This is a genomic window from Streptomyces sp. NRRL S-1813, assembly GCF_000719605.1.
Classification (GTDB): Bacteria; Actinomycetota; Actinomycetes; order Streptomycetales; family Streptomycetaceae; genus Streptomyces; species Streptomyces decoyicus.
Genome location: NZ_JOHB01000005.1, coordinates 163,164 through 182,399 on the forward strand (window position 1 = coordinate 163,164; position 19,236 = coordinate 182,399).

The 19,236-nt window shown below is 71.1% G+C and carries 17 protein-coding genes; 9 read left to right on the forward strand and 8 right to left on the reverse strand.

What is annotated here, in order from left to right:
• Nucleotides 1-54: 54 nt before the first annotated feature.
• From IF67_RS0110790 to IF67_RS0110800, 3 genes are all read left to right on the forward strand, one after another.
• Entirely contained in the window at nucleotides 55-1,059 is a 1,005-nt protein-coding gene (locus IF67_RS0110790; RefSeq protein ID WP_030984499.1) for a PhoH family protein, read from the forward strand.
• Nucleotides 1,060-1,125: 66 nt separating this feature from the next.
• Nucleotides 1,126-1,623, forward strand: a complete 498-nt coding sequence (gene ybeY, locus IF67_RS0110795; protein ID WP_030984500.1) for an rRNA maturation RNase YbeY — start codon at nucleotides 1,126-1,128, stop codon at nucleotides 1,621-1,623.
• A gap of 11 nt (nucleotides 1,624-1,634) precedes the next feature.
• Complete coding sequence (locus IF67_RS0110800; RefSeq protein ID WP_030984502.1) at nucleotides 1,635-2,978, forward strand: hemolysin family protein; 1,344 nt, start codon at nucleotides 1,635-1,637, stop codon at nucleotides 2,976-2,978.
• Nucleotides 2,979-3,237: 259 nt separating this feature from the next.
• On the opposite strand, the gene IF67_RS0110805 is transcribed toward IF67_RS0110800, so the two are convergent.
• Nucleotides 3,238-4,758 (reverse strand): MFS transporter, encoded by a 1,521-nt coding sequence (locus IF67_RS0110805; protein WP_078889371.1) that lies wholly within the window; start codon nucleotides 4,756-4,758, stop codon nucleotides 3,238-3,240.
• 90 nt (nucleotides 4,759-4,848) lie between these two features.
• Between IF67_RS0110805 and IF67_RS0110810 the strand changes: the two genes are divergently transcribed.
• The 3 genes from IF67_RS0110810 to era all read left to right on the forward strand — a co-directional run bounded on the left by IF67_RS0110810 (nucleotide 4,849) and on the right by era (nucleotide 7,360).
• Nucleotides 4,849-5,775, forward strand: a complete 927-nt coding sequence (locus IF67_RS0110810) for a helix-turn-helix transcriptional regulator (protein WP_037839147.1) — start codon at nucleotides 4,849-4,851, stop codon at nucleotides 5,773-5,775.
• Nucleotides 5,776-5,850: 75 nt separating this feature from the next.
• Nucleotides 5,851-6,216 (forward strand): cytidine deaminase, encoded by a 366-nt coding sequence (locus IF67_RS0110815; RefSeq protein WP_030984508.1) that lies wholly within the window; start codon nucleotides 5,851-5,853, stop codon nucleotides 6,214-6,216.
• A gap of 196 nt (nucleotides 6,217-6,412) precedes the next feature.
• Complete coding sequence (era, locus tag IF67_RS0110820; RefSeq protein ID WP_400846956.1) at nucleotides 6,413-7,360, forward strand: GTPase Era; 948 nt, start codon at nucleotides 6,413-6,415, stop codon at nucleotides 7,358-7,360.
• A 79-nt stretch (nucleotides 7,361-7,439) separates the two neighbouring features.
• Here era and IF67_RS0110825 read toward each other — a convergent pair whose 3' ends face one another.
• The 4 genes from IF67_RS0110825 to IF67_RS0110840 form a co-directional block, all read right to left on the reverse strand.
• The gene (locus IF67_RS0110825; RefSeq protein WP_030984509.1) at nucleotides 7,440-8,690 is read right to left on the reverse strand and encodes an MFS transporter; all 1,251 of its coding nucleotides are present in this window, start codon (nucleotides 8,688-8,690) and stop codon (nucleotides 7,440-7,442) included.
• The gene (locus IF67_RS0110830) at nucleotides 8,687-10,063 is read right to left on the reverse strand and encodes a GH1 family beta-glucosidase (RefSeq protein ID WP_030984512.1); all 1,377 of its coding nucleotides are present in this window, start codon (nucleotides 10,061-10,063) and stop codon (nucleotides 8,687-8,689) included. Before IF67_RS0110830 ends, IF67_RS0110825 begins: the two co-directional genes overlap by 4 nt.
• Before the next feature lie 118 nt (nucleotides 10,064-10,181).
• Nucleotides 10,182-10,448, reverse strand: a complete 267-nt coding sequence (locus IF67_RS0110835; RefSeq protein WP_030085165.1) for a protealysin inhibitor emfourin — start codon at nucleotides 10,446-10,448, stop codon at nucleotides 10,182-10,184.
• A 112-nt stretch (nucleotides 10,449-10,560) separates the two neighbouring features.
• Nucleotides 10,561-11,649 carry a M4 family metallopeptidase gene (locus IF67_RS0110840; RefSeq protein ID WP_051817877.1) on the reverse strand — a complete coding sequence of 363 codons (1,089 nt, stop codon included), beginning with the start codon at nucleotides 11,647-11,649 and terminating at the stop codon, nucleotides 10,561-10,563.
• Between the two features lie 325 nt (nucleotides 11,650-11,974).
• On the opposite strand from IF67_RS0110840, the gene leuA reads away from it, so the two are divergent.
• From leuA to IF67_RS0110855, 3 genes are all read left to right on the forward strand, one after another.
• A complete protein-coding gene (leuA, locus tag IF67_RS0110845; RefSeq protein ID WP_030984516.1) occupies nucleotides 11,975-13,753 on the forward strand; it encodes a 2-isopropylmalate synthase in 1,779 nt (592 codons plus the stop codon).
• Nucleotides 13,754-13,938: 185 nt separating this feature from the next.
• A complete protein-coding gene (locus IF67_RS0110850; RefSeq protein WP_234341048.1) occupies nucleotides 13,939-15,006 on the forward strand; it encodes an SGNH/GDSL hydrolase family protein in 1,068 nt (355 codons plus the stop codon).
• A 248-nt stretch (nucleotides 15,007-15,254) separates the two neighbouring features.
• Nucleotides 15,255-15,962, forward strand: coding sequence for a TerB family tellurite resistance protein (locus tag IF67_RS0110855; RefSeq protein ID WP_030984520.1), 708 nt, complete (start codon nucleotides 15,255-15,257; stop codon nucleotides 15,960-15,962).
• A 157-nt stretch (nucleotides 15,963-16,119) separates the two neighbouring features.
• Here IF67_RS0110855 and IF67_RS0110860 read toward each other — a convergent pair whose 3' ends face one another.
• From IF67_RS0110860 to IF67_RS0110870, 3 genes are read right to left on the reverse strand one after another with little or no spacing between them, the layout of a single operon-like run.
• Complete coding sequence (locus IF67_RS0110860; RefSeq protein ID WP_030984522.1) at nucleotides 16,120-17,355, reverse strand: cytochrome P450 family protein; 1,236 nt, start codon at nucleotides 17,353-17,355, stop codon at nucleotides 16,120-16,122.
• The gene (locus IF67_RS0110865) at nucleotides 17,271-18,644 is read right to left on the reverse strand and encodes a cytochrome P450 (RefSeq protein WP_037839150.1); all 1,374 of its coding nucleotides are present in this window, start codon (nucleotides 18,642-18,644) and stop codon (nucleotides 17,271-17,273) included. The genes IF67_RS0110860 and IF67_RS0110865 overlap by 85 nt, the downstream gene beginning before the upstream one ends.
• Entirely contained in the window at nucleotides 18,641-19,219 is a 579-nt protein-coding gene (locus IF67_RS0110870) for a GTP-binding protein (protein WP_078889372.1), read from the reverse strand. The genes IF67_RS0110865 and IF67_RS0110870 overlap by 4 nt, the downstream gene beginning before the upstream one ends.
• Between the last annotated feature and the right edge of the window lie 17 nt (nucleotides 19,220-19,236).

A 19,236-nucleotide genomic window follows, 5' to 3' on the forward strand; every position in this document is an offset into this window, starting at 1 on the left:
CAGGCACCTCTTACGAGCAAAGGATGGGGGTTGAGCAGGCCACCGAGCCGCCCCATGACTCAGACACCCACGCAACCGCAGGCGCGCGCCCAGTTCACCGTCCCGGCCAAACACCCGATGGTCACGGTCCTGGGATCCGGAGACTCCCTTCTGCGCGTGATCGAAAAAGCCTTCCCGGCGACCGACATCCATGTCCGGGGCAATGAAGTCAGCGCTGTCGGCGACGCCGGGGAGGTCGCCCTCGTCCAGCGCCTTTTCGACGAGATGATGTTGGTGCTCCGCACCGGACAACCGATGACGGAGGACGCAGTGGAACGCTCCATCGCCATGCTGCGCGCGGCGGAGGACGGCGAGGGAGCGGTCAGTGAGACGCCCGCCGAGGTGCTCACCCAGAACATCCTGTCCAACCGCGGCCGCACGATCCGGCCCAAGACGCTCAACCAGAAGCGCTATGTCGACGCCATCGACGAGCACACGGTCGTCTTCGGCATCGGCCCGGCCGGCACCGGCAAGACCTACCTCGCGATGGCCAAGGCCGTGCAGGCGCTCCAGGCCAAGCAGGTCAACCGCATCATCCTGACCCGCCCCGCGGTCGAGGCCGGCGAGCGGCTGGGCTTCCTGCCCGGCACCCTCTACGAGAAGATCGACCCGTATCTGCGCCCGCTCTACGACGCGCTCCACGACATGCTCGACCCCGACTCCATCCCGCGCCTGATGGCGGCGGGCACGATCGAGGTCGCCCCGCTGGCGTATATGCGCGGCCGGACGCTCAATGACGCGTTCATCATTCTCGACGAGGCGCAGAACACCAATCCCGAGCAGATGAAGATGTTCCTCACCCGCCTCGGGTTCGAATCGAAGATCGTCATCACCGGCGATGTCACCCAGGTGGACCTGCCCGGCGGCACGAAGAGCGGTCTGCGCCAGGTCCGGGACATCCTGGACGGCGTCGACGATGTGCATTTCTCCCTGCTCACCAGCCAGGACGTGGTCCGCCACAAGCTGGTCGGCCGTATCGTCGATGCCTACGAGAAGTACGACAGCCGCAACGGCAAGTGAGCCCTGGCCGGCCGGGACCACCGGCCGGCCCGCGCCCGGCAAACAGAAGTGAGACGCAACTCCCCCATGTCCATCGACGTCAACAACGAGTCCGGCACGGCCATCGACGAGCAGGCCATCCTGGATGTCGCCCGCTACGCCGTCGCCCGGATGCGTATCCACCCGCTCTCCGAGCTGTCCGTGATTGTCGTGGACGCCGAGGCCATGGAGCAGCTGCACATCCAGTGGATGGACCTGCCGGGACCGACCGATGTCATGTCCTTCCCGATGGACGAGCTGCGTCCGCCGGCCAAGGACGACGAGGAGCCCCCGCAGGGGCTCCTCGGTGACATCGTGCTGTGCCCGGAGGTCGCCAAGAAGCAGGGCGAGGACGCCCCGACCGGGCACAGCATGGACGAGGAGCTCCAGCTGCTCACCGTCCACGGCGTGCTCCACCTCCTCGGCTACGACCACGAGGAGCCCGACGAGAAGGCCGAGATGTTCGGCCTTCAGGCGGCGATCATCGACGGCTGGCGGACCGAGCAGGGCCTGACCGGCCCCTCGCCGGCCCCCACCGTGACCTGACGGGACAGCCGATGACCACCCAGCTGATCGCGGTCGCGGTCCTGCTCGTCGTGATCGCCTGGCTCGCCGCCTGCGCGGAGGCCGGCCTGGCCCGTACGACCAGCTTCCGGGCCGAGGAAGCCGTCCGCTCCGGCCGCCGCGGCAGCGCCAAGCTCGCCGCCGTCGCCGCCGACCCCACCCGCTATCTCAATGTCGCGCTGCTGGTGCGGGTCGGCTGTGAGATGGCCGCCGGCGTCCTGGTCACCTACGCCTGTCTGCGCTCCTTCGACAAGACGTGGCAGGCGCTGACCGTCGCCACCGCCGTGATGGTGCTGGTCTCCTATGTCGCCGTCGGCGTCTCGCCGCGGACCATCGGCCGCCAGCATCCGCTGAACACCGCCACCGCCGCCGCCTATGTGCTGCTGCCGCTGGCCCGCATCATGGGCCCGATCCCGCAGCTGCTGATCCTCCTCGGCAACGCCCTCACGCCCGGCAAGGGCTTCCGCAAGGGCCCGTTCGCCTCCGAGGCCGAACTGCGCTCGCTGGTCGACCTCGCGGAGAAGGAGTCGCTGATCGAGGACGAGGAGCGCCGGATGGTGCACTCCGTCTTCCAGCTCGGCGACACCCTCGTCCGCGAGGTGATGGTGCCGCGGACGGACCTGGTCGCCGTCGAGCGCTTCAAGACCATCCGCCAGGCGCTGACCCTCGCCCTGCGCTCCGGTTTCTCCCGTATCCCGGTGACCGGCGAGAACGAGGACGACGTCGTCGGCGTGGTCTACCTCAAGGACCTCGCCCGCAAGGTCCACATCAGCCGCGACGCCGAGAACGAGCTGGTCTCCACGGCCATGCGCCCCGCCGTCTTCGTCCCCGACACCAAGAATGCCGGTGATCTGCTGCGCGAAATGCAGCAGGACCGCAATCATGTCGCGGTGGTCATCGATGAATACGGCGGCACCGCCGGAATTGTCACCATCGAGGACATCCTGGAAGAGATCGTCGGCGAGATCACCGATGAATACGACCGTGAACTGCCGCCCGTCGAGGAGCTCGGCGACGGCCGCTATCGCGTCACCTCCCGGCTGGACATCGGTGACCTCGGCGAGCTGTACGGGCTGGCCGAGCTGGACGACGAGGACGTCGAAACGGTCGGCGGCCTGCTGGCCAAGCTCCTCGGCCGGGTCCCGATCGCCGGCGCCACCGCCGAGGTCGACCTCTCCGACGACGCCTCCGACCCGGGCCTGAAGGCGCTCCGGCTGACCGCGGAGTCACCGGCAGGACGCCGCAACAAGATCATCACGGTGCTGTGCGAGCCGGTGCGGCCCGAGGGCGCGAGCGCGTCCGAGGAGCCCTGGGCGGGCGGCCGCTCCGCCGGCTGAACGATTGCGGAATTCGCCGCGTAATTCCTTGTGGTGGCGGGAACATTTTCCGCCACCACACTCCACAAAGCTACTTATCTCCAGTGCACCAGAAATGTTCTGCAAGCCATTTCCGGTGGCGCTGGATTCCGTGGTGCGCCTCATGGAAAGATCTTCAGGCGGTCGCCGAGCGCGACCGTCATGCGTGAGAGAAATCGCGACAGAAAGCGTGCCGCGCAGGCTGCCCCGGCGCGGGGGTCCGGGGCAGCCACCTTCTCCCTCAGTCGCCGCGCGTCGCACGGGGCGTCCGCAGCCCGGCCGTGACCAGCACCGCGACCACCGCGACCAGCGCCGCGTCCAGGCCCAGCCCCAGTTTGATGCCACCGAGCGTGGCCTCCGCGAAGCCGCTGCCCGCTGTCCGCAGCGCGGCGGCATGGGCCGTGGCGACCGCGCTCAGCAGCGGAATGCCGAGGGTGATGCCCACCTGCTGTGAGCTGGTGACCAGACCGGTCGCCAGGCCCTGCTCGGCATCCGGGAGGCCTGAGGTGGCGGTCACGCCGTACGAGATGATCGCCCACAGATGGCCGAGGCCGGCGAAGGTCACCCCGATGAGGGCCGGCCACATCCCCGTGCCGGTGCCCAGCCCCAGCAGCGCGGCCGTGAAGCCGGCCTGGAGCAGCAGCCCGGTCAGCAGCGTGCGGCGGGCGCCCAGCCGGCCGATGACCTTCGGGGCGACGAGGCCGGCGACGGCCGAGACCACGCCCTGCACACCGAAGAGCAGACCGGTCCGGAAGGCGGACAGCCGCAGCACTTCCTGGAGGTAGAGCGTCAGCAGGAAGATGACGGTGCTCATCATCGCGAAGGTCGTCAGGCCCGCCAGATTCCCCCAGGCGACGGTCCGGCGGCGCAGCATCGGCAGTGACACCAGCGGCTGTTCGGCCCGCGACTCCACCCGCACGAACGCGGCCAGCAGCGCCAGGCCCGCGATCAGCGTCACCAGGACATCCGGGTGGCCGAAGCCCCGCTCGGCGGCGGTCGACAGGGCGTAGATCAGCGACAGCAGCCCGCCGGTGACGGTGACCGCGCCGGGCACATCGATCCGCGGCCGCCGCGGATGCCGGGACTCGGTCAGGAGCGCCGGTGCCGCGGCCACTACGGCCACCCCGGCCACGGACAGCAGGCCCATGGTCGAGCGCCAGCCCAGCGCATCCGTCATCACCCCGCCCAGCACCATGCCGATGGTGAAGCCCATCGAGAGCACGGTGCCGCCGATGCCCAGGGGGGCGCGTTCGCGCTGCGGTCCCTCGGCGAAGGTGGTGGTGAGCAGGGACATTCCGGTGGGCACGATGACCGCCGCGCCCAGCCCCTGGAGCGCCCGCCCGGCCAGGAACGCCGCCGGGGACCAGGCCAGCGCGGCCAGTACCGAGGCCGCGACGAACAGCGCGAACCCGATGAGGAACAGCTTGCGCCGCCCGTAGAGATCGGCGATGCGGCCGGACAGCAGCAGAAAGCCTCCGGAGGGCAGCGCGAACGCGGTGACCGCCCACTGGAGATCGGCCTGGCCCATGCCCAGGTCCCTGCCGAGCACGGGCAGCGCCACATTCAGGATGGAGAAGTCCAGCGCGATGATGAACTGCGCCGCGCACAGGAGCAGCAGGACGAGCTTGGCCCGCGGGGTCATCCGCGCGCCGGCGGAGGCGGCGGCGGTGGCCGGGGCCGGGGAGGGGGCCACGGGCGCGGCCGCCCGGGACCCCGGACCCGGCGGGGCGGCGGTGGGCGGTGAGGTCTCGGTTACTGGCATGCAAAGAGCCTGCGGTTTCGGAATACGCCGTGGGGAGCGGGAACTTATCGTGGTGTCCGCACCACCAGCCACGCCGACAGGGGGAGACACGTGGCCTCGAACACCGCCGGCCAGGACACCGCGCGCCGACGACAGGAACTCCGCGACTTCCTGATGAGCCGCCGCGCCCGGGTCACCCCGGCCGAGGCGGGACTGCCCGACGGCGGCCGCCGCCGCACTCCGGGACTGCGCCGCGAGGAGGTCGCCGTCCTCGCCGGGGTCGGTGCCTCCTGGTACCAGTGGCTGGAGCAGGGCCGCGACATCACCGTCTCGCCGCAGGTGCTGGACGCGGTCGCCAGGGTGCTGCGGCTCAACGGCGCCGAGCGGCGGCATCTGTACGTCCTGGCCGGGCTGAACCCTCCGCAGCGGCAGGACGCCGAGGAGCTGGGCCTCACCGACGTGTGCGCGGGCCTGAAGCGGCTGATCGACGCCTGGATGCCGTTCCCGGCGCACATCATGGATCCGTACTGGAACACCGTCGCCCACAACGACGCGGCACAGCTGGTGCTGGGCCACGGCCTCCCCGGTGTCTCGCGCAACTGCCTGATCGCGTTCTTCACCGACCCCGTCTACCGCGCGCGGGCCGCCAGCTGGGAGAGGAACGCCCCCGTGGTCGTGGCGCAGTTCCGCGCCGCGTGCTCGGCGCGGCCCGGCGACGAGGGCTTCGACGCGGTCGTGCGCGAGGCCTCCGCGCTCAGTGCGGAATTCGCCGGGCTGTGGGGCCGCGGCGACGTCCAGGACGGCGGCACGATCCACAAGGAGATGGACCACCCGCTCGTCGGCGCCCTGCTCTTCGAGACCACCCAGCTGCGGATCCCGGTCCGCCCCGACCTCAACATCGTGCTGCACAACCCGCGCCCCGGGACGGACACCGCGGCGAAGCTGGAGCGGCTCACCTCGGCGGGGGGCCGCCGATGGGGGGCGCCCCGCGTGGGCGAAGCCGGGCGTGGCGGAGGGATGTACTCCGTCGCGGGCTGACTCCCGCCGGGCGGCGGCCGGTCCTGCCGGCTGCCCCTTTCCGCCGTCCGCGCCGCCCCGCATATGCTCGCCCGTATGAGCGAGACCGCACCGCTGGACCCGGAAGACCGCAAGATCATCACGCTCGCCCGCTCGGCGCGGGCCCGTAACGGCGTGCCCGAGGGCGCCGCCGTGCGCGACGAGACCGGCCGCACGTATGTCGCCGGCACCGTCGCCCTGGAGTCGCTGAAGCTCAGCGCGCTTCAGACGGCCGTCGCGATGGCCGTCGCCAGCGGGGCCACGTCCCTGGAGGCCGCGGCCGTGGTCACCGACGCCGAGCGCGCCACCGACGCGGACCGCGCGGCCGTACGGGACCTCGGCGGGCCTGCCACGCCCGTCCTGGTCGCGGGCCTCGACGGCACCCTGCGCAGCACCGTCCCGGCGGGCGACGCACAGGGCTGAGTGCCGGAGCCGTACGACACCGGGCGCCGGAGCCGTACGACGGCGTACGGGGCGGCCCACCGGTAGCGGCGGGCCGCCCCTGCCGTCCGGCCCCTGCCCTTGCGTCCCCCTGGCTCCGGCCGCGGGCCGGACCACCGGGCCGGGCCGGGGCGCTCCGGGGCGCGGGTGGTCGGAGCCGGGCCCGGGATCGGGGAGAATGGGCCCCATGAGCGTTCGTACAGAGTCCTCCGCAGCGCACCGCGCCGGCTTCGCCTGCTTCGTGGGGCGCCCCAACGCGGGCAAGTCCACCCTCACGAACGCTCTCGTCGGCACGAAGGTGGCGATCACCTCCAACCGCCCCCAGACCACCCGCCATACGGTCCGCGGCATCGTGCACCGCCCCGAGGCGCAGCTGGTCCTCGTCGACACCCCGGGCCTGCACAAGCCGCGCACTCTGCTCGGCGAGCGGCTGAACGACGTCGTCCGGACCACCTGGTCCGAGGTGGACGTCATCGGTTTCTGTCTGCCCGCCGACCAGAAGCTCGGCCCCGGCGACCGCTACATCGCGACCGAGCTGGCCGGCATCAAGAAGACCCCCAAGGTCGCCATCGTCACCAAGACCGACCTGGTCGACTCCAAGGCGCTGGCCGCCCAGCTGATCGCCATCGACCAGCTCGGCCAGGAGCTGGGCATCGAGTGGGCCGAGATCATCCCGGTCTCGGCGGTCGGCGACACCCAGGTGTCGCTCCTCGCCGACCTCCTCGTGCCGATGCTCCCGGAGAGCCCGCCGCTCTACCCCGAGGGCGATCTCACCGACGAGCCCGAGCAGGTCATGGTCGGCGAGCTGATCCGCGAGGCCGCGCTGGAGGGCGTCCGCGACGAACTGCCGCACTCCATCGCGGTGGTCGTCGAGGAGATGCTCCCGCGCGAGGACCGCCCGGCCGACAAGCCCCTCCTGGACATCCACGCGAATGTCTACATCGAGCGCCCCAGCCAGAAGGGGATCATCATCGGCCCCAAGGGCAAGCGCCTGAAGGAGGTCGGCACCAAGTCCCGCAAGCACATCGAGGCACTGCTCGGCACGCCGGTCTTCCTGGATCTGCACGTCAAGGTCGCCAAGGACTGGCAGCGCGACCCGAAGCAGCTGCGCAAGCTGGGCTTCTGAGCCCGGCCCCGGCTCCCTCCCGGCCCCGCTTCCCTCCCGGCCCCGTCGGCCGGTGCGCGGCCCAGGCGGGGACACCGGCCTACGGCACACCCCGGATCCTGCGCACCAGCAGCGCCCCCACCAGCCCCACCGCGGCCGCGACGGCATACAGCGTCCGGTAGCCGCCGAGGTGGTGCACGAGCGGCGCGGCCAGCGCGGGGGCGGCCACCTGCGGCAGCGAGTTGGCGATGTTGATGACGCCCAGGTCCTTGCCGCGGTGGGCGGCGGCCGGCAGTACATCCGTCATCAGCGCGAAGTCGACGGAGGTGAAGACGCCGAACCCCACCCCGAGCAGTGCCGCGGCGCACAGGGCCCCCGCCCAGGTCTGCCATCCGGCCAGCAGCCCGGTCGCCACCGTCATGATCACCCCGGACCACAGCACGAACGGCTGCCGCCGCCCGACCCGGTCCGACCAGAAGCCCCCGACGACGACCGTGCCCAGCAGCGTCACGCCGTTGACGGCGGTCAGCACCAGCACCCCGCCGCCGGGGTCAGGCCGGTGCAGCACATCCCGCAGGTAGTACAGCAAATACAGCAGGGCCAGCGCGTTGCCGAGATTGATCAGGAACCGGGTCAGCCAGGCCCACCCCAGGTCGGGATGGCGGCGCGGGCTGATCCAGAACCCGGCGACCAGGGCACGTACGCTCAGCGCCGGGCGCCGCTCGGCCGGCAGCACCGGATCCCGGTGCAGCAGCACGTACGGCAGGGTGCCCAGCACCGCGAAACCGGCGCAGGCGAGATAGCCCGCGGCCACTCCGCCGGCGGCCGTCGCCAGGCCCGTACCGGCCAGCACCCCCAGGATCTGAGCGGCCCCCAGCCAGCCGCCCACCGCCCCGCGCTGCCGGTGCGGCACCCGGTCGGGCACCGCCGCCGTGAGCGCCGCGAACGCCGCGTTGAGGGTGAGCTGCACCAGACACCACCCCAGCGCCATCACCGGCACCGTGTCCGCCCCGGCCAGCAGCACGAGCGCGCCGGCCCCGCCCGCGACCCCCGCGACGATCCACGGCGTACGCCGCCCGAACCGCGAGGTCGTACGGTCCGACAGCGCCCCGAACAGCGGGCTGGACACCATCGAGACGACGGCCCCCGTCCCCGTCACCCACGCCAGCACCGACTCCTTCGGTGTCCCCGGCGGCGCAAGCTCCGCGGCCTGCAGGGCGAGCAGTATCTGCAACGGCCCGTACCACCCGGCCCAGATCGCCCCGTTGGCCACCGACAGCGCGGCGGTCCAGCCCCGCCCGACCTGCTCCGACGGCTCCGTCAGCGCTTCCGGAGCCGCGGCCCCGCTCATCCCCGGGCCTGCTCCCGCAGCACATCCCGCAGCCAGTGGTACGAGGCCTTGGGTGTCCGCTCCAAGGTCGCGTAGTCGACATGCACCAGACCGAACCGCCGCGCATACCCCTCCGCCCACTCGAAGTTGTCCGTCAACGACCACACGAAGTACCCGCGGACATCGACCCCGGACTCCATTGCCGTATGCAGCGCCCGCAGATGCCCGTCCAGGAACGCGATCCGCTCCCCGTCCTCGATCCCCTCGTACGAGCAGCCGTTCTCGGTGATCACGACGGGCGGCAGCCGGTCCCCGTAGCGTTCCCGGAACGTCACCAGCAGCTCGGTCAGCGCCTCCGGCACCACCGGCCAGCCGAAATCGGTCCGCGGATACCCCTCGATCTCTAGTGGCGCGAAGGGGAGTTCGGGCGGCAGCCGGATCCCGCCGAAGTCGGCCGCCCCGGCACCGTCCGCCCCGGGGGCACCCACCAGCGTCGGCTGGTAGTAGTTGATCCCGTACCGGTCCAGCGGCTGTGAGATGACCTTCAGGTCTTCGGCGACCGGCCCCGGCAGCAGCGCCGCCAGTTCCTCGTCCGGATAGCGTCCCAGCAGCACCGGCTCCGCGAACAGCCGGTTGAGCAGCAGGTCGTAGAGACCGGCCGCCTCGGTGTCCGCCTCCGACGCACTCGCGCTCCACGTCGGGCCGTGCGAGTTGGCGATCCCGATGTCCGTCGCCCCACGGGCCCGCAGCGCCTGCACGGCCAGCCCGTGGCCCAGCAGCTGATGGTGCGCCGCCGGCAGTGCCTCGAACAGAAGCTGCCGCCCCGGGGCATGCTGCCCCAGCCCGTAACCCAGCAAGGTCACCTCGGCGGGCTCGTTGAGCGTGATCCAGTGCTCCACCCGGTCCCCGAGCCGCCCCGCCACCACGTCCGCATACGCCGCGAAGCGCTCGGCGGTCTCCCGTACGAGCCAGCCGCCGCGCTCCTCCAGCGCCTGCGGCGTATCCCAGTGGAACAGCGTCGGCACGGGCGCGATCCCCGCCGCCAGCAAGGCGTCCACCAGCCGGTCGTAGAAGTCCAGCCCGGCCCCGTTGACCGGCCCGTCCCCGTCCGGCACCACCCGCGGCCAGGCCACCGAGAAGCGGTACGCCCCGGCCCCGAGCTCCTCGATCAGCGCCACGTCCTCGCGGTAGCGGTGGTAGTGGTCGGTCGCCACCCGGGCGTCCGAACCGTCCTTGATCCGCCCGGCTTCCGCCGCGAAGACATCCCACACGGACCGTCCCCGCCCGTCGTCCGCCACCGCCCCCTCGATCTGGGCGGCGGATGTGGACACCCCCCAGAGGAAGTCGCGGGGGAAGCGGGGCAGGGACAGGGGGGAGACCGGCACCGTTGTCATGGGCCGGATCTTTGTGACCGCCGGTAACAGTGTCAAGAGGCGGGCATCGGCGGGCAGTTGGGGCAGGCCGGAACCCCGGATCCAGCGGGCGGTGGGGCGCGCGAGGGCGCCCCGGCCGCTACGACCCTTCCTTCATGACCTTGGTGATCAGTGTCCGCTGCTCGTCCGTGAGCCGCGGATCGGAGCAGTACACCGTCCGGCCGTCGACCGTGATCTGGTAGCTGAAGCCGTCCGGCACTCCGACGGGGGGCTCGGTGCGGGCGGTGGCGACGGCGTCCTTGGCCAGGGACTGCCAGTCTTCGGCGTCAGGGCGGCCCGAGGTGTCGACCTCGGCGCGGCGGTCGACGCCCGCAAAGCCACCGGTGCGGTGAATGTGAATGCGCATAACGGACTCCTCCGACGTCTCCGACGGACTTCTACCCCGTACGGCCAAGCTAACCGTGCGCGGGGCGGGCGCGCCTGCCGGCAGCGCCCGCCCCGCGGACCTCGTGGCGCCGCTACTTCGGGGTCACTCCGACCTGCGTCCAGGCCTTGACCATCGCCTCGTGCTCGGCGCCGGCGCCGAAGCGGGCCTGGGCGGCCTTGATGGTGAGGGCGGCGAAGTCGGCGAACTGGGCGTTCGCGGTGAGCTTGCCGCCGGTCAGGACGTCGTACCAGACCTGTCCCGCCCGCTCCCAGGCCTTGCCGCCGAGGGCGGTGGCGGCCAGGTAGAAGGCGTGGTTGGGGATACCGGAGTTGATGTGGACGCCGCCGTTGTCGTCGGTCGTGCGGGCGTAGTCCTTCATCGTGGCGGGCTGCGGGTCCTTGCCGAGGACGTCGTCGTCGTAGGCGGTGCCGGGGGCCTTCATCGAGCGCAGCGCCTTGCCGGTGACGTTCGGGCCCAGGAGGTCGGCGCCGATCAGCCAGTCGGCCTGGGCGGCGGTGTGCCCGAGGGCGTACTGCTTGATCAGCACGCCGAAGACATCGGAGACGGACTCGTTGAGGGCGCCGGGCTGGCCCTCGTAGGTGAGGTTGGCGGTGTACTGCGTGACGCCGTGGGTCAGCTCGTGGCCGATGACGTCGACGGGGATGGTGAAGTCCTTGAAGAGGTCGTTGTCGCCGTCGCCGAAGACCATCCGCTCGCCGTCCCAGAAGGCGTTGTCGTACTTCCGGCCATAGTGGACGGTCGCGTTGAGCGGCAGGCCGGCGCCGTCGATGGACTTGCGGCCGTAGACCTTGAGGTAGAGCTCGAAGGTGGCGCCGAGGCCGGCGTGGGCGCGGTTGACGGAGGTGTCCTTGACGGGGCCGTCCGACTCCGTACGCACCTTGTGACCGGGCAGGTCCTCCTGGTGGCGGGCGTCGTAGATGGTGCGGTTGGGCTTGTCGGCGGCGGCGCCGGGCTCGCCGGGGGTGAGGCCGCCGGCGGCGGCGATCTCGCGCCGCTGGACGCGCCGTACGTGGTCGTGCTCCAGGGTGCGGCGGGCGGGCTCGTGCCGTTCCGGGTCGTCGGACTGGGCGAGGTTGTCGAGGATGTGCGGCGGGATGATCGTGCAGAACACGGGGGTGTGGCGGGTGGCGGGATCTGACGGTGCGTCGTTGAGGTCCATGGACAAACGGTGGCACTGTGTAACTCAACTGTCACTGCCTGCGGACTAAATTCCCGAAAAAGTGTGGTTGGTCGCATTTGGGTCACAACATGCGTCCGGTCCCGCATACTGATACGCGACCGCCATGCAGGGCGTACCTCGGCTAAGGTGCTGTGCATCATGCGTTTCGGGCTGCTTCTCCTTAGCTGCCGCGGCGAGGGCCTGTAGTCGTAGGCCGACCCCCTCCCCGCGGAGTTCGGTGTTGCGATCTTTCGCCCCGTCGGCCTCTCCCTGACTCCCCGGAGCAGGGGGACCCCCAGCGGACACACGAGGAGCCCCACGCACCATGACGAATCCGTCGACCCCCGCAGACCGTGCCGTCGGCCGGCCCACCCCGGTCACCAACGCGACGCAGCTCCAGCGGCCCTCCGGGATGCCCGTCCACCGCTACGGCCGCTACGAAGCCGTCGACATCCCCGACCGGACGTGGCCGGACAACCGCATCACCGTCGCGCCCCGCTGGCTGTCGACCGACCTGCGGGACGGCAACCAGGCGCTGATCGACCCGATGTCGCCGGCCCGCAAGCGCGAGATGTTCGATCTGCTGGTGCGCATGGGCTACAAGGAGATCGAGGTCGGGTTCCCGTCCTCCGGTGAGACGGACTTCGCGTTCGTCCGCTCGATCATCGAAGAGGGCGCGATCCCCGAGGACGTGACGATCTCCGTCCTGACGCAGGCCCGCGAGGAGCTGATCGAGCGCACCATCGAGTCGCTGCGCGGCGCCCACCGCGCCACGGTCCACCTGTACAACGCCACCGCGCCCACCTTCCGCCGGGTCGTCTTCCGCGGCTCGAAGGAGCAGGTCAAGCAGATCGCCGTGGACGGCACCCGGCTGGTCATGGAGTACGCCGACAAGATCCTGGGCGACGAGACGATCTTCGGCTACCAGTACAGCCCGGAGATCTTCACCGACACCGAGCTGGACTTCGCGCTGGAGGTCTGTGAGGCGGTGTGTGACGTCTGGCAGCCCGAGGAGGGCCGCGAGATCATCCTGAACCTGCCCGCCACCGTCGAGCGCTCCACGCCGTCCACGCACGCGGACCGCTTCGAGTGGATGTCGCGCCACCTGACCCGGCGCGAGCACGTATGCCTGTCCGTGCACCCGCACAACGACCGGGGCACCGCCGTCGCCGCCGCCGAGCTGGCGATCATGGCGGGCGCCGACCGTATCGAGGGCTGCCTGTTCGGGCAGGGCGAGCGCACCGGCAATGTCGACCTGGTGACGCTGGGCATGAACCTCTTCTCCCAGGGCGTCGACCCGCAGATCGACTTCTCGCAGATCGACGAGATCCGTCGCACGAGCGAGTACTGCAACCAGATGGAGATCCACCCGCGCCACCCCTACGCGGGCGATCTGGTCTACACCGCCTTCTCCGGCTCCCACCAGGACGCCATCAAGAAGGGCTTCGACGCCATGGAGGCCGAGGCCACCGCCGCCGGCAAGAGCGTGGACGACATCGAGTGGGCGGTCCCGTACCTGCCCATCGACCCCAAGGACGTCGGCCGCTCCTACGAGGCCGTCATCCGCGTCAACTCGCAGTCCGGCAAGGGCGGTATCGCCTACGTCCTGAAGAACGACCACAAGCTGGACCTGCCGCGCCGGATGCAGATCGAGTTCTCCCGGATTATCCAGGAGAAGACCGACGCCGAAGGCGGCGAGATCACGCCCACCGCCATCTGGTCGGCCTTCCAGGACGAGTACCTGCCCAACCCCGAGAACCCGTGGGGCCGCATCCAGGTCAAGAACGGCCAGACCACCACCGACAAGGACGGCATCGACACCCTCACCGTCGAGGCCGAGGTGGACGGTGCGGAGACGGTCCTGGTCGGCACCGGCAACGGCCCGATCTCCGCGTTCTTCCACGCGCTCCAGGGCATCGGCGTCGACGCGCGGCTGCTGGACTACCAGGAGCACACCATGAGCGAAGGCGCCTCCGCGCTGGCCGCCTCGTACATCGAGTGCGCGATCGGCGACAAGGTGCTGTGGGGCATCGGCATCGATGCCAACACCACGCGCGCCTCGCTGAAGGCCGTCGTCTCCGCCGTCAACCGCGCGGGTCGCTGACCCGGCAGACGCCTCCCGTCGCGCCCCCGTAGCTCGTACGAGCCGCGGGGGCGCGCCGTTGTGCGGTGCCGCCACCTGAAGGTGGGGTTTGAAGTCCGCGCAAGTCACTCTGCGTAATCCCATTGGTACTTTTGGTGATGAGCGCCGGTCGGACAGGCCGCGGCGCGCACATCAAGGACGTGCAGATGACCAGATTTCGCATGCCCGCACTCTCCCGGCTGGCTCTGGCCGGAGCCGCCGCCCTTGCCGTGGTGGCGTCGGCCCTCGCGCCGGCGACGACCGCGGCACCGGCCCGAGCGGCCGACCGCCCGGAGTATGTCGCGCTCGGCGACTCGTACAGTGCCGGCGTGTTCGTCCGCCCCTGGGACGCCGAGGACGGCTGTGGCCGCTCGTACCGCAACTACCCCCACCAGGTTGCGGAGCGGTTCGGCTACCGGCTCAGGGATGTGACCTGCGGAGCGGCCGAGGTCGTCGACGGGATTCTGGAGCCCCAGCCGTCCGACAAGATCCTCGGACCGCCGACGGTCCCGCCCGAGGGGGGCTGGCCCGAGCTGCCCCCGCAGCTGGAGGCCCTGTCCGCGGACACCGACTTCGTCACCGTCGGCATCGGCGGCAACTCCCTCGGCTTCGGGGACATCCTGGCCAAGTGCCTCGAACTCGGGCTCACCCAGCCCCTGAAGACCAAGCCCTGTACCGACCACTACACCGGCAGCGGGGCGGGGGCGGACTGGCTGCAGGACCGCTTCGACCGGCTCGACGCCGACTTCGGCCGCATGATGACGGCGATCCACGCGGCCGCGCCGCGCGCCAAGGTCGCCGTCGTCGGCTATCCGGCCATCGTCCCGGACAGCTCCGGCTGCACCTTCCTGCACTGGAACCAGCTCGGCAGCGTCAAGAAGGGCGATATGCCCTGGCTGGACGGGGTCGAGCGGCGCCTGAACGACCTGCTGCACCGGCACGCAGGACACCAGAACGCGACCTATGCCGACACCTACGGGCCCAGCGTGGGCCACGGCGTCTGCCGGAGCGGCGAGACGAAGTGGATGTACGGGATCAGGGACAACCTCACCGGTGACGGCGACCAGACCGACCCGCCGACGGAACTGTGCAACGACATCCCCGGCACCGGCGAGGCCTGCACCCTGGTCCACCCCAACGCCCGCGGACTGGACAACCAGGCGCGGGAAGTGGCCAAGGTCCTCCACCACGGCCGGAGTACGCCTCCCGGGCTGTTGACGTCCCCGCGAGGCTGATGCCATCGGACCGTTGCTGACCCCGTACGGCCGGTGACCTCGGCCGACGGGCGGCGGCCGGGCCCCCTCGGGGCGGCCGCCGGGCCTGCCCGCCCCCTCCGGGGCGGGCAGGGTCCTTCGTCAATCGGCCAGTTGTCCGGTACGAGGTGCTGACGTCGCATCATGCATGTGGCTAACATCACGTCCCATACGGCGATGGGGCCATGGGGTTACCTCCCCTGCCCTTAGGGCTATGGAGGGCTGACGTGATGCACAAGATGTGTGTGATGGGCGTGCGCACGTCCTGGCGTACCGTCGCCGACGGCGAGTTCTTCTGCCCGGACTGCGGCGGGGACCGCAACTACCTCCGCAGGACCGGCCGCCGCCGCCTCACCGTCCTCGGCCTCCCGCTCCTCTCCCGCGGCGCCGCCGGCCCGGTCCTGGAGTGTTCCGCCTGCCGCGGCCACTTCGGCCCGGACGCCCTCGACCACCCGACCACCGTCCGCTTCTCCGCGATGCTCAGGGACGCCGTCCACACCGTCACCCTCGCCCTGCTGGCCGCCGGCGGCACCTCCTCCCGCGCGGTCCGCGAGACCGCCGTCGACACGGTGCGTGCGGCCGGCTTCGCGGACTGCTCCGAGGACGAACTGCTGACCCTGCTCGCCGCCCTAGCCGCCGACACGGGCCGGCTGACCGGCACCTACGACGCGGTGACCGGCGGCCACTGCGGCCACCAGGGCCTGGACCCGTGCGGCACCGCACTGGCCATAGAGCTCCATGAGGCGCTGGAACCGCTCGCCCCCCATCTCGCCCCCGCCGGCCGCGAACTGCTCCTCCTCCAGGGCGCGCGCATCGCTCTCGCCGACGGTTCCTACACGCCCGCGGAGCGCGAGGTGCTGAGCACGGTCGGCGGCGCGCTCATGCTCCGCCCCGCCGACACGAACCGGTTGCTGGCGGCGGCGCGTACCCCGTCCTGAGGGTATGGTCCGGCCGGCTGGACGCGTCGGCACCTGCGTGACCGGCCCCGGGACGCGCAGGCGGCGCGGGCGTCGGACAGACCCGGCGCGGGCGTCGGAAAGACCCCGCCACCACAGCAGGGTGACGGGGTCGTGTTCCGCGCGCGGACGGGCCGGTTCAGCCCGACGTCAGGCGCACCGGCAGGCTGCGCAGGCCGCCCGATATGAAGCCTCCCGTGGGCTCCAACTCACCTGATGGCACGGCCAGTTGGAGATCGGGGAAGCGGGCGAAGAGAGCCGGGAGGGCGATCCGGGCCTCCATACGGGCCAGCGGGGCGCCCAGGCAGTGGTGGACGCCGTGGCCGAAGGCGAGGTGCTCCTGGCGGGTGCGCCGGATGTTGAACTCCGCGGCCGTCTCGCCGTGGAACGCGGAGTCACGGCCGGCCGCGGCGTACGCCGGGAGGATCGCCTCGCCCTTGCGGATGGTGGGGCCGCCCGGGAGGTCGATGTCCGCCACCGCGAAGCGGAGGGGGAGGGCGGCGATGCTGGGAGCCCAGCGCAGCGTCTCCTCGATGACGTCGTTCCAGGGGACCTCGCCCGAGAGCACCGTCTTCAGCTGCTCGGGGTGGGTGAGCAGGGCGTGCACGGCGTTGCCGAGGAGGTCGACGGTGGTCTCGTGGCCGGCCCCGATGACGAGGAGGAGGGTGTCGAGCAGCTCCTGCTCGGTCATCCGCTCGCCCTCGTCGTCCCGCGCGGAGACCAGGAGGCTCGTCAGGTCGTCGGCCGGGTTCTCGCGCTTGGCTGCGACCAGGCCGGACAGCAGCGCATGGACGGCAGCGGCGGTCGCACCGGCCTGCTCCGGGGTGGCCGTGGTGTCCATGATGGCCGCGACGAGGCGGGCGAGTTCGGCGCGCTGCTCGCCCTCGGGGAAGCCGAACAGCTCGCAGATGACCTGCATGGGCAGCGGATGGTTGAAACGGGCGCGCAGGTCCACGGGCTCGCCCGCGGGGTGCGCGGCCAGGTCGTCCAGGAGGGCCGTGGTGATGGCCTCCACGCGCGGGAGCATGGCGTCGGTGCGGCGGGCCGTGAACGCCGGGGCGATCAGCTTGCGCAGCCGCCGGTGGTCGGCGCCGTACGCGGTGAACATGTTCGTGACGCCGATCCAGGACTGGAGCCAGCTGCTGCGGATCTCCTCGCGCTGCCACAGGGGCCAGTGCTCCCGCGGGTTCTTGGAAACCCGGTCGTCGGTCAGCAGCTGCTTGAGGAGGGTGTGGCTGGTGACCGACCAGGCCTCGATGCCGCCGGGGAGCTCGGTCCGCGTCGCCGGGCCTAGTGCGCGGAGGCGGGCTGCCTCTCCGTGGATGTCGCTTCCGACCGGGTCGATGACGTAGGGCTGCTGTCCCTGTTGTGCCATGGAGTGGCTCCTGCCTGGTCGGGGGTGATCGGGGTGAAACGGGCCGGGAGCGCGGCCAGAGCCCGGTGGAAGGCGCCGTTGCGCCACTGCAACTCGCGGGCGTCCACGGCGAGTTCGATGTCGGAGAGCCATGCGGTGAGCCGCTCGATCGCCGTGGTGGCGATCAGCAGCGCATGCCGCTTCACGGGGCAGGCGTGCGGGCCGGCCGCCCAGGCGAGGTGCGAACCGCCGCCCGAGCCCGGTGCCCCGGTGTCGAACTGGCTGTTGGCGGCCGCGTACGACACCATCACCAGCTGCCCCTTGCGCACCCAGGTGCCGTGGAAGAAGACGTCACGGACCGGGAAGTGCGCGGAGTAGTTGGTCAGCGGCGGGTCGTTCCACAGCACCTCGTTGATGGCGTCGTGCGCGGTCAGCGCGCCGCCGGAGAGGGTGTTGTAGTAGCGGTCGTCGGAGAGCATCCGCGACAGCGCGTTGCCGATGAGGTTGGCGAGCGGCTCGTTGCCCGCGCCCATCGTGAGGATGATGTTGTGGATCAGCTCCTCGTCGTTGAGCGCATTGGGGTGGTCCATGAACCAGGAGGTGAGGTCCAGCCCCCGCTCGGCCTTCTTCGAGCCGACGAGCTCCATGATGTAGTTGGTGTACGCCTCGTTGGCGGCCGCGGCCTCCTCGGGGGAGGTGCCGTCCAGCATCCCCGCGATGGCCTCGATGAGCCGGTCGCTGTAGGAGTCGGGCATCCCGAAGAGGTTGTTGAACATCAGCAGCGGGATCAGCCGCGCATAGTCGGCGATCAGATCGACCTCGCCGTGCGCACCGAAGCGCTGGATCAGGGTGTCCGCGGCGTGGGTGACGCGGGCGCGCAGCTCGTGCGGCTCGACGAGCCGGAAGCTGTCGACGATGACGTCCCGGTAGCGGACGTGCGCCGGCCCGTCGGTCCAGAAGACGTTGGGGCGCCACATCAGCATCGGCATGACCGGCGTGTCCGCCGGGACGGTCGTCATCCACTCCCGGGAGTCCTTGGACCAGGTGGCGTCGTCGTGCAGCAGGTCGAGGGCCGCCCGGTAGTCGGTGACCAGCATCGCGGTCACCTCCGGCGCGATCTCGACCGGCGCCAGCGCACCGTACTGCCGCAACTCGGCGTAGAAGCGGTGCGGGTCGGCGGCGAAGTCCGGTCCGTAGAGCTTCACCGGCGTCTGTGCGTCGGGCTGGGCCGGTGCCTGCTGGTACGGGGTGGCGGCGTGCGCCGGGCAGCCCGGTGGCGGTGCGGCTCCCGGCTGGTGCGGGGAAGTCACGGGTTCGGGTTCTCCTCGGGGGTGTGGGCCAGGACATGCCCGACGAGCGCGATCAGCGCATCGACGGACTGCTCCCGGTCGCGGGCGTCACACAGCACCAGCGGCGTCTCGGGGTGCAGATCGAGCGCCTCGCGCAGCTTCTCGACGTCGTACTGGGGCGCGTCGGGGAAGGTGTTGACCGCGACCGCGTAGCGCAGCCCGGCCTCCTCGACGATGTCCATCACCTCGAAGGAGTCCGCCAGCCGACGGGTGTCGGCGAGGACGAGGGCGCCCAGTGCGCCGCGGGCGATGTCCTGCCACAGGGGACGGAACCGTTTCTGCCCGGGGGTGCCGAACAGGTACAGCACCAGGTCCCCCGGCAGGGTCAGCCGCCCGAAGTCGATGGCGACGGTGGTGGTGGTCTTCTCCCGGACGCCGGCGAGATCGTCGACGATCGCGCCGGTCTGGGTCATGACCTCTTCGGTGTGCAGCGGCGGGGTTTCGGACAGCGCACGGATGAGCGTGGTCTTGCCGACCCCGAACGGCCCCGCTACCAGGAGCTTGACCAGCGTCTGGTTCTCGCCGGAGAGGTACATGTTGCCGGTGCTCGCGC

Coding starts and splice junctions, on each gene's coding strand:
- IF67_RS0110790 (WP_030984499.1), top strand. CDS start 55: ATGACTCAGACACCCACGCAACCGCAGGCGCGCGCCCAGTTCACCGTC.
- ybeY (WP_030984500.1), top strand. CDS start 1,126: ATGTCCATCGACGTCAACAACGAGTCCGGCACGGCCATCGACGAGCAG.
- IF67_RS0110800 (WP_030984502.1), top strand. CDS start 1,635: ATGACCACCCAGCTGATCGCGGTCGCGGTCCTGCTCGTCGTGATCGCC.
- IF67_RS0110805 (WP_078889371.1), bottom strand. CDS start 4,758: ATGCCAGTAACCGAGACCTCACCGCCCACCGCCGCCCCGCCGGGTCCG.
- IF67_RS0110815 (WP_030984508.1), top strand. CDS start 5,851: ATGAGCGAGACCGCACCGCTGGACCCGGAAGACCGCAAGATCATCACG.
- era (WP_400846956.1), top strand. CDS start 6,413: ATGGGCCCCATGAGCGTTCGTACAGAGTCCTCCGCAGCGCACCGCGCC.
- IF67_RS0110825 (WP_030984509.1), bottom strand. CDS start 8,690: ATGAGCGGGGCCGCGGCTCCGGAAGCGCTGACGGAGCCGTCGGAGCAG.
- IF67_RS0110830 (WP_030984512.1), bottom strand. CDS start 10,063: ATGACAACGGTGCCGGTCTCCCCCCTGTCCCTGCCCCGCTTCCCCCGC.
- IF67_RS0110835 (WP_030085165.1), bottom strand. CDS start 10,448: ATGCGCATTCACATTCACCGCACCGGTGGCTTTGCGGGCGTCGACCGC.
- IF67_RS0110840 (WP_051817877.1), bottom strand. CDS start 11,649: ATGGACCTCAACGACGCACCGTCAGATCCCGCCACCCGCCACACCCCC.
- leuA (WP_030984516.1), top strand. CDS start 11,975: ATGACGAATCCGTCGACCCCCGCAGACCGTGCCGTCGGCCGGCCCACC.
- IF67_RS0110850 (WP_234341048.1), top strand. CDS start 13,939: ATGACCAGATTTCGCATGCCCGCACTCTCCCGGCTGGCTCTGGCCGGA.
- IF67_RS0110855 (WP_030984520.1), top strand. CDS start 15,255: ATGCACAAGATGTGTGTGATGGGCGTGCGCACGTCCTGGCGTACCGTC.
- IF67_RS0110860 (WP_030984522.1), bottom strand. CDS start 17,355: ATGGCACAACAGGGACAGCAGCCCTACGTCATCGACCCGGTCGGAAGC.
- IF67_RS0110870 (WP_078889372.1), bottom strand. CDS start 19,219: ATGTACCTCTCCGGCGAGAACCAGACGCTGGTCAAGCTCCTGGTAGCG.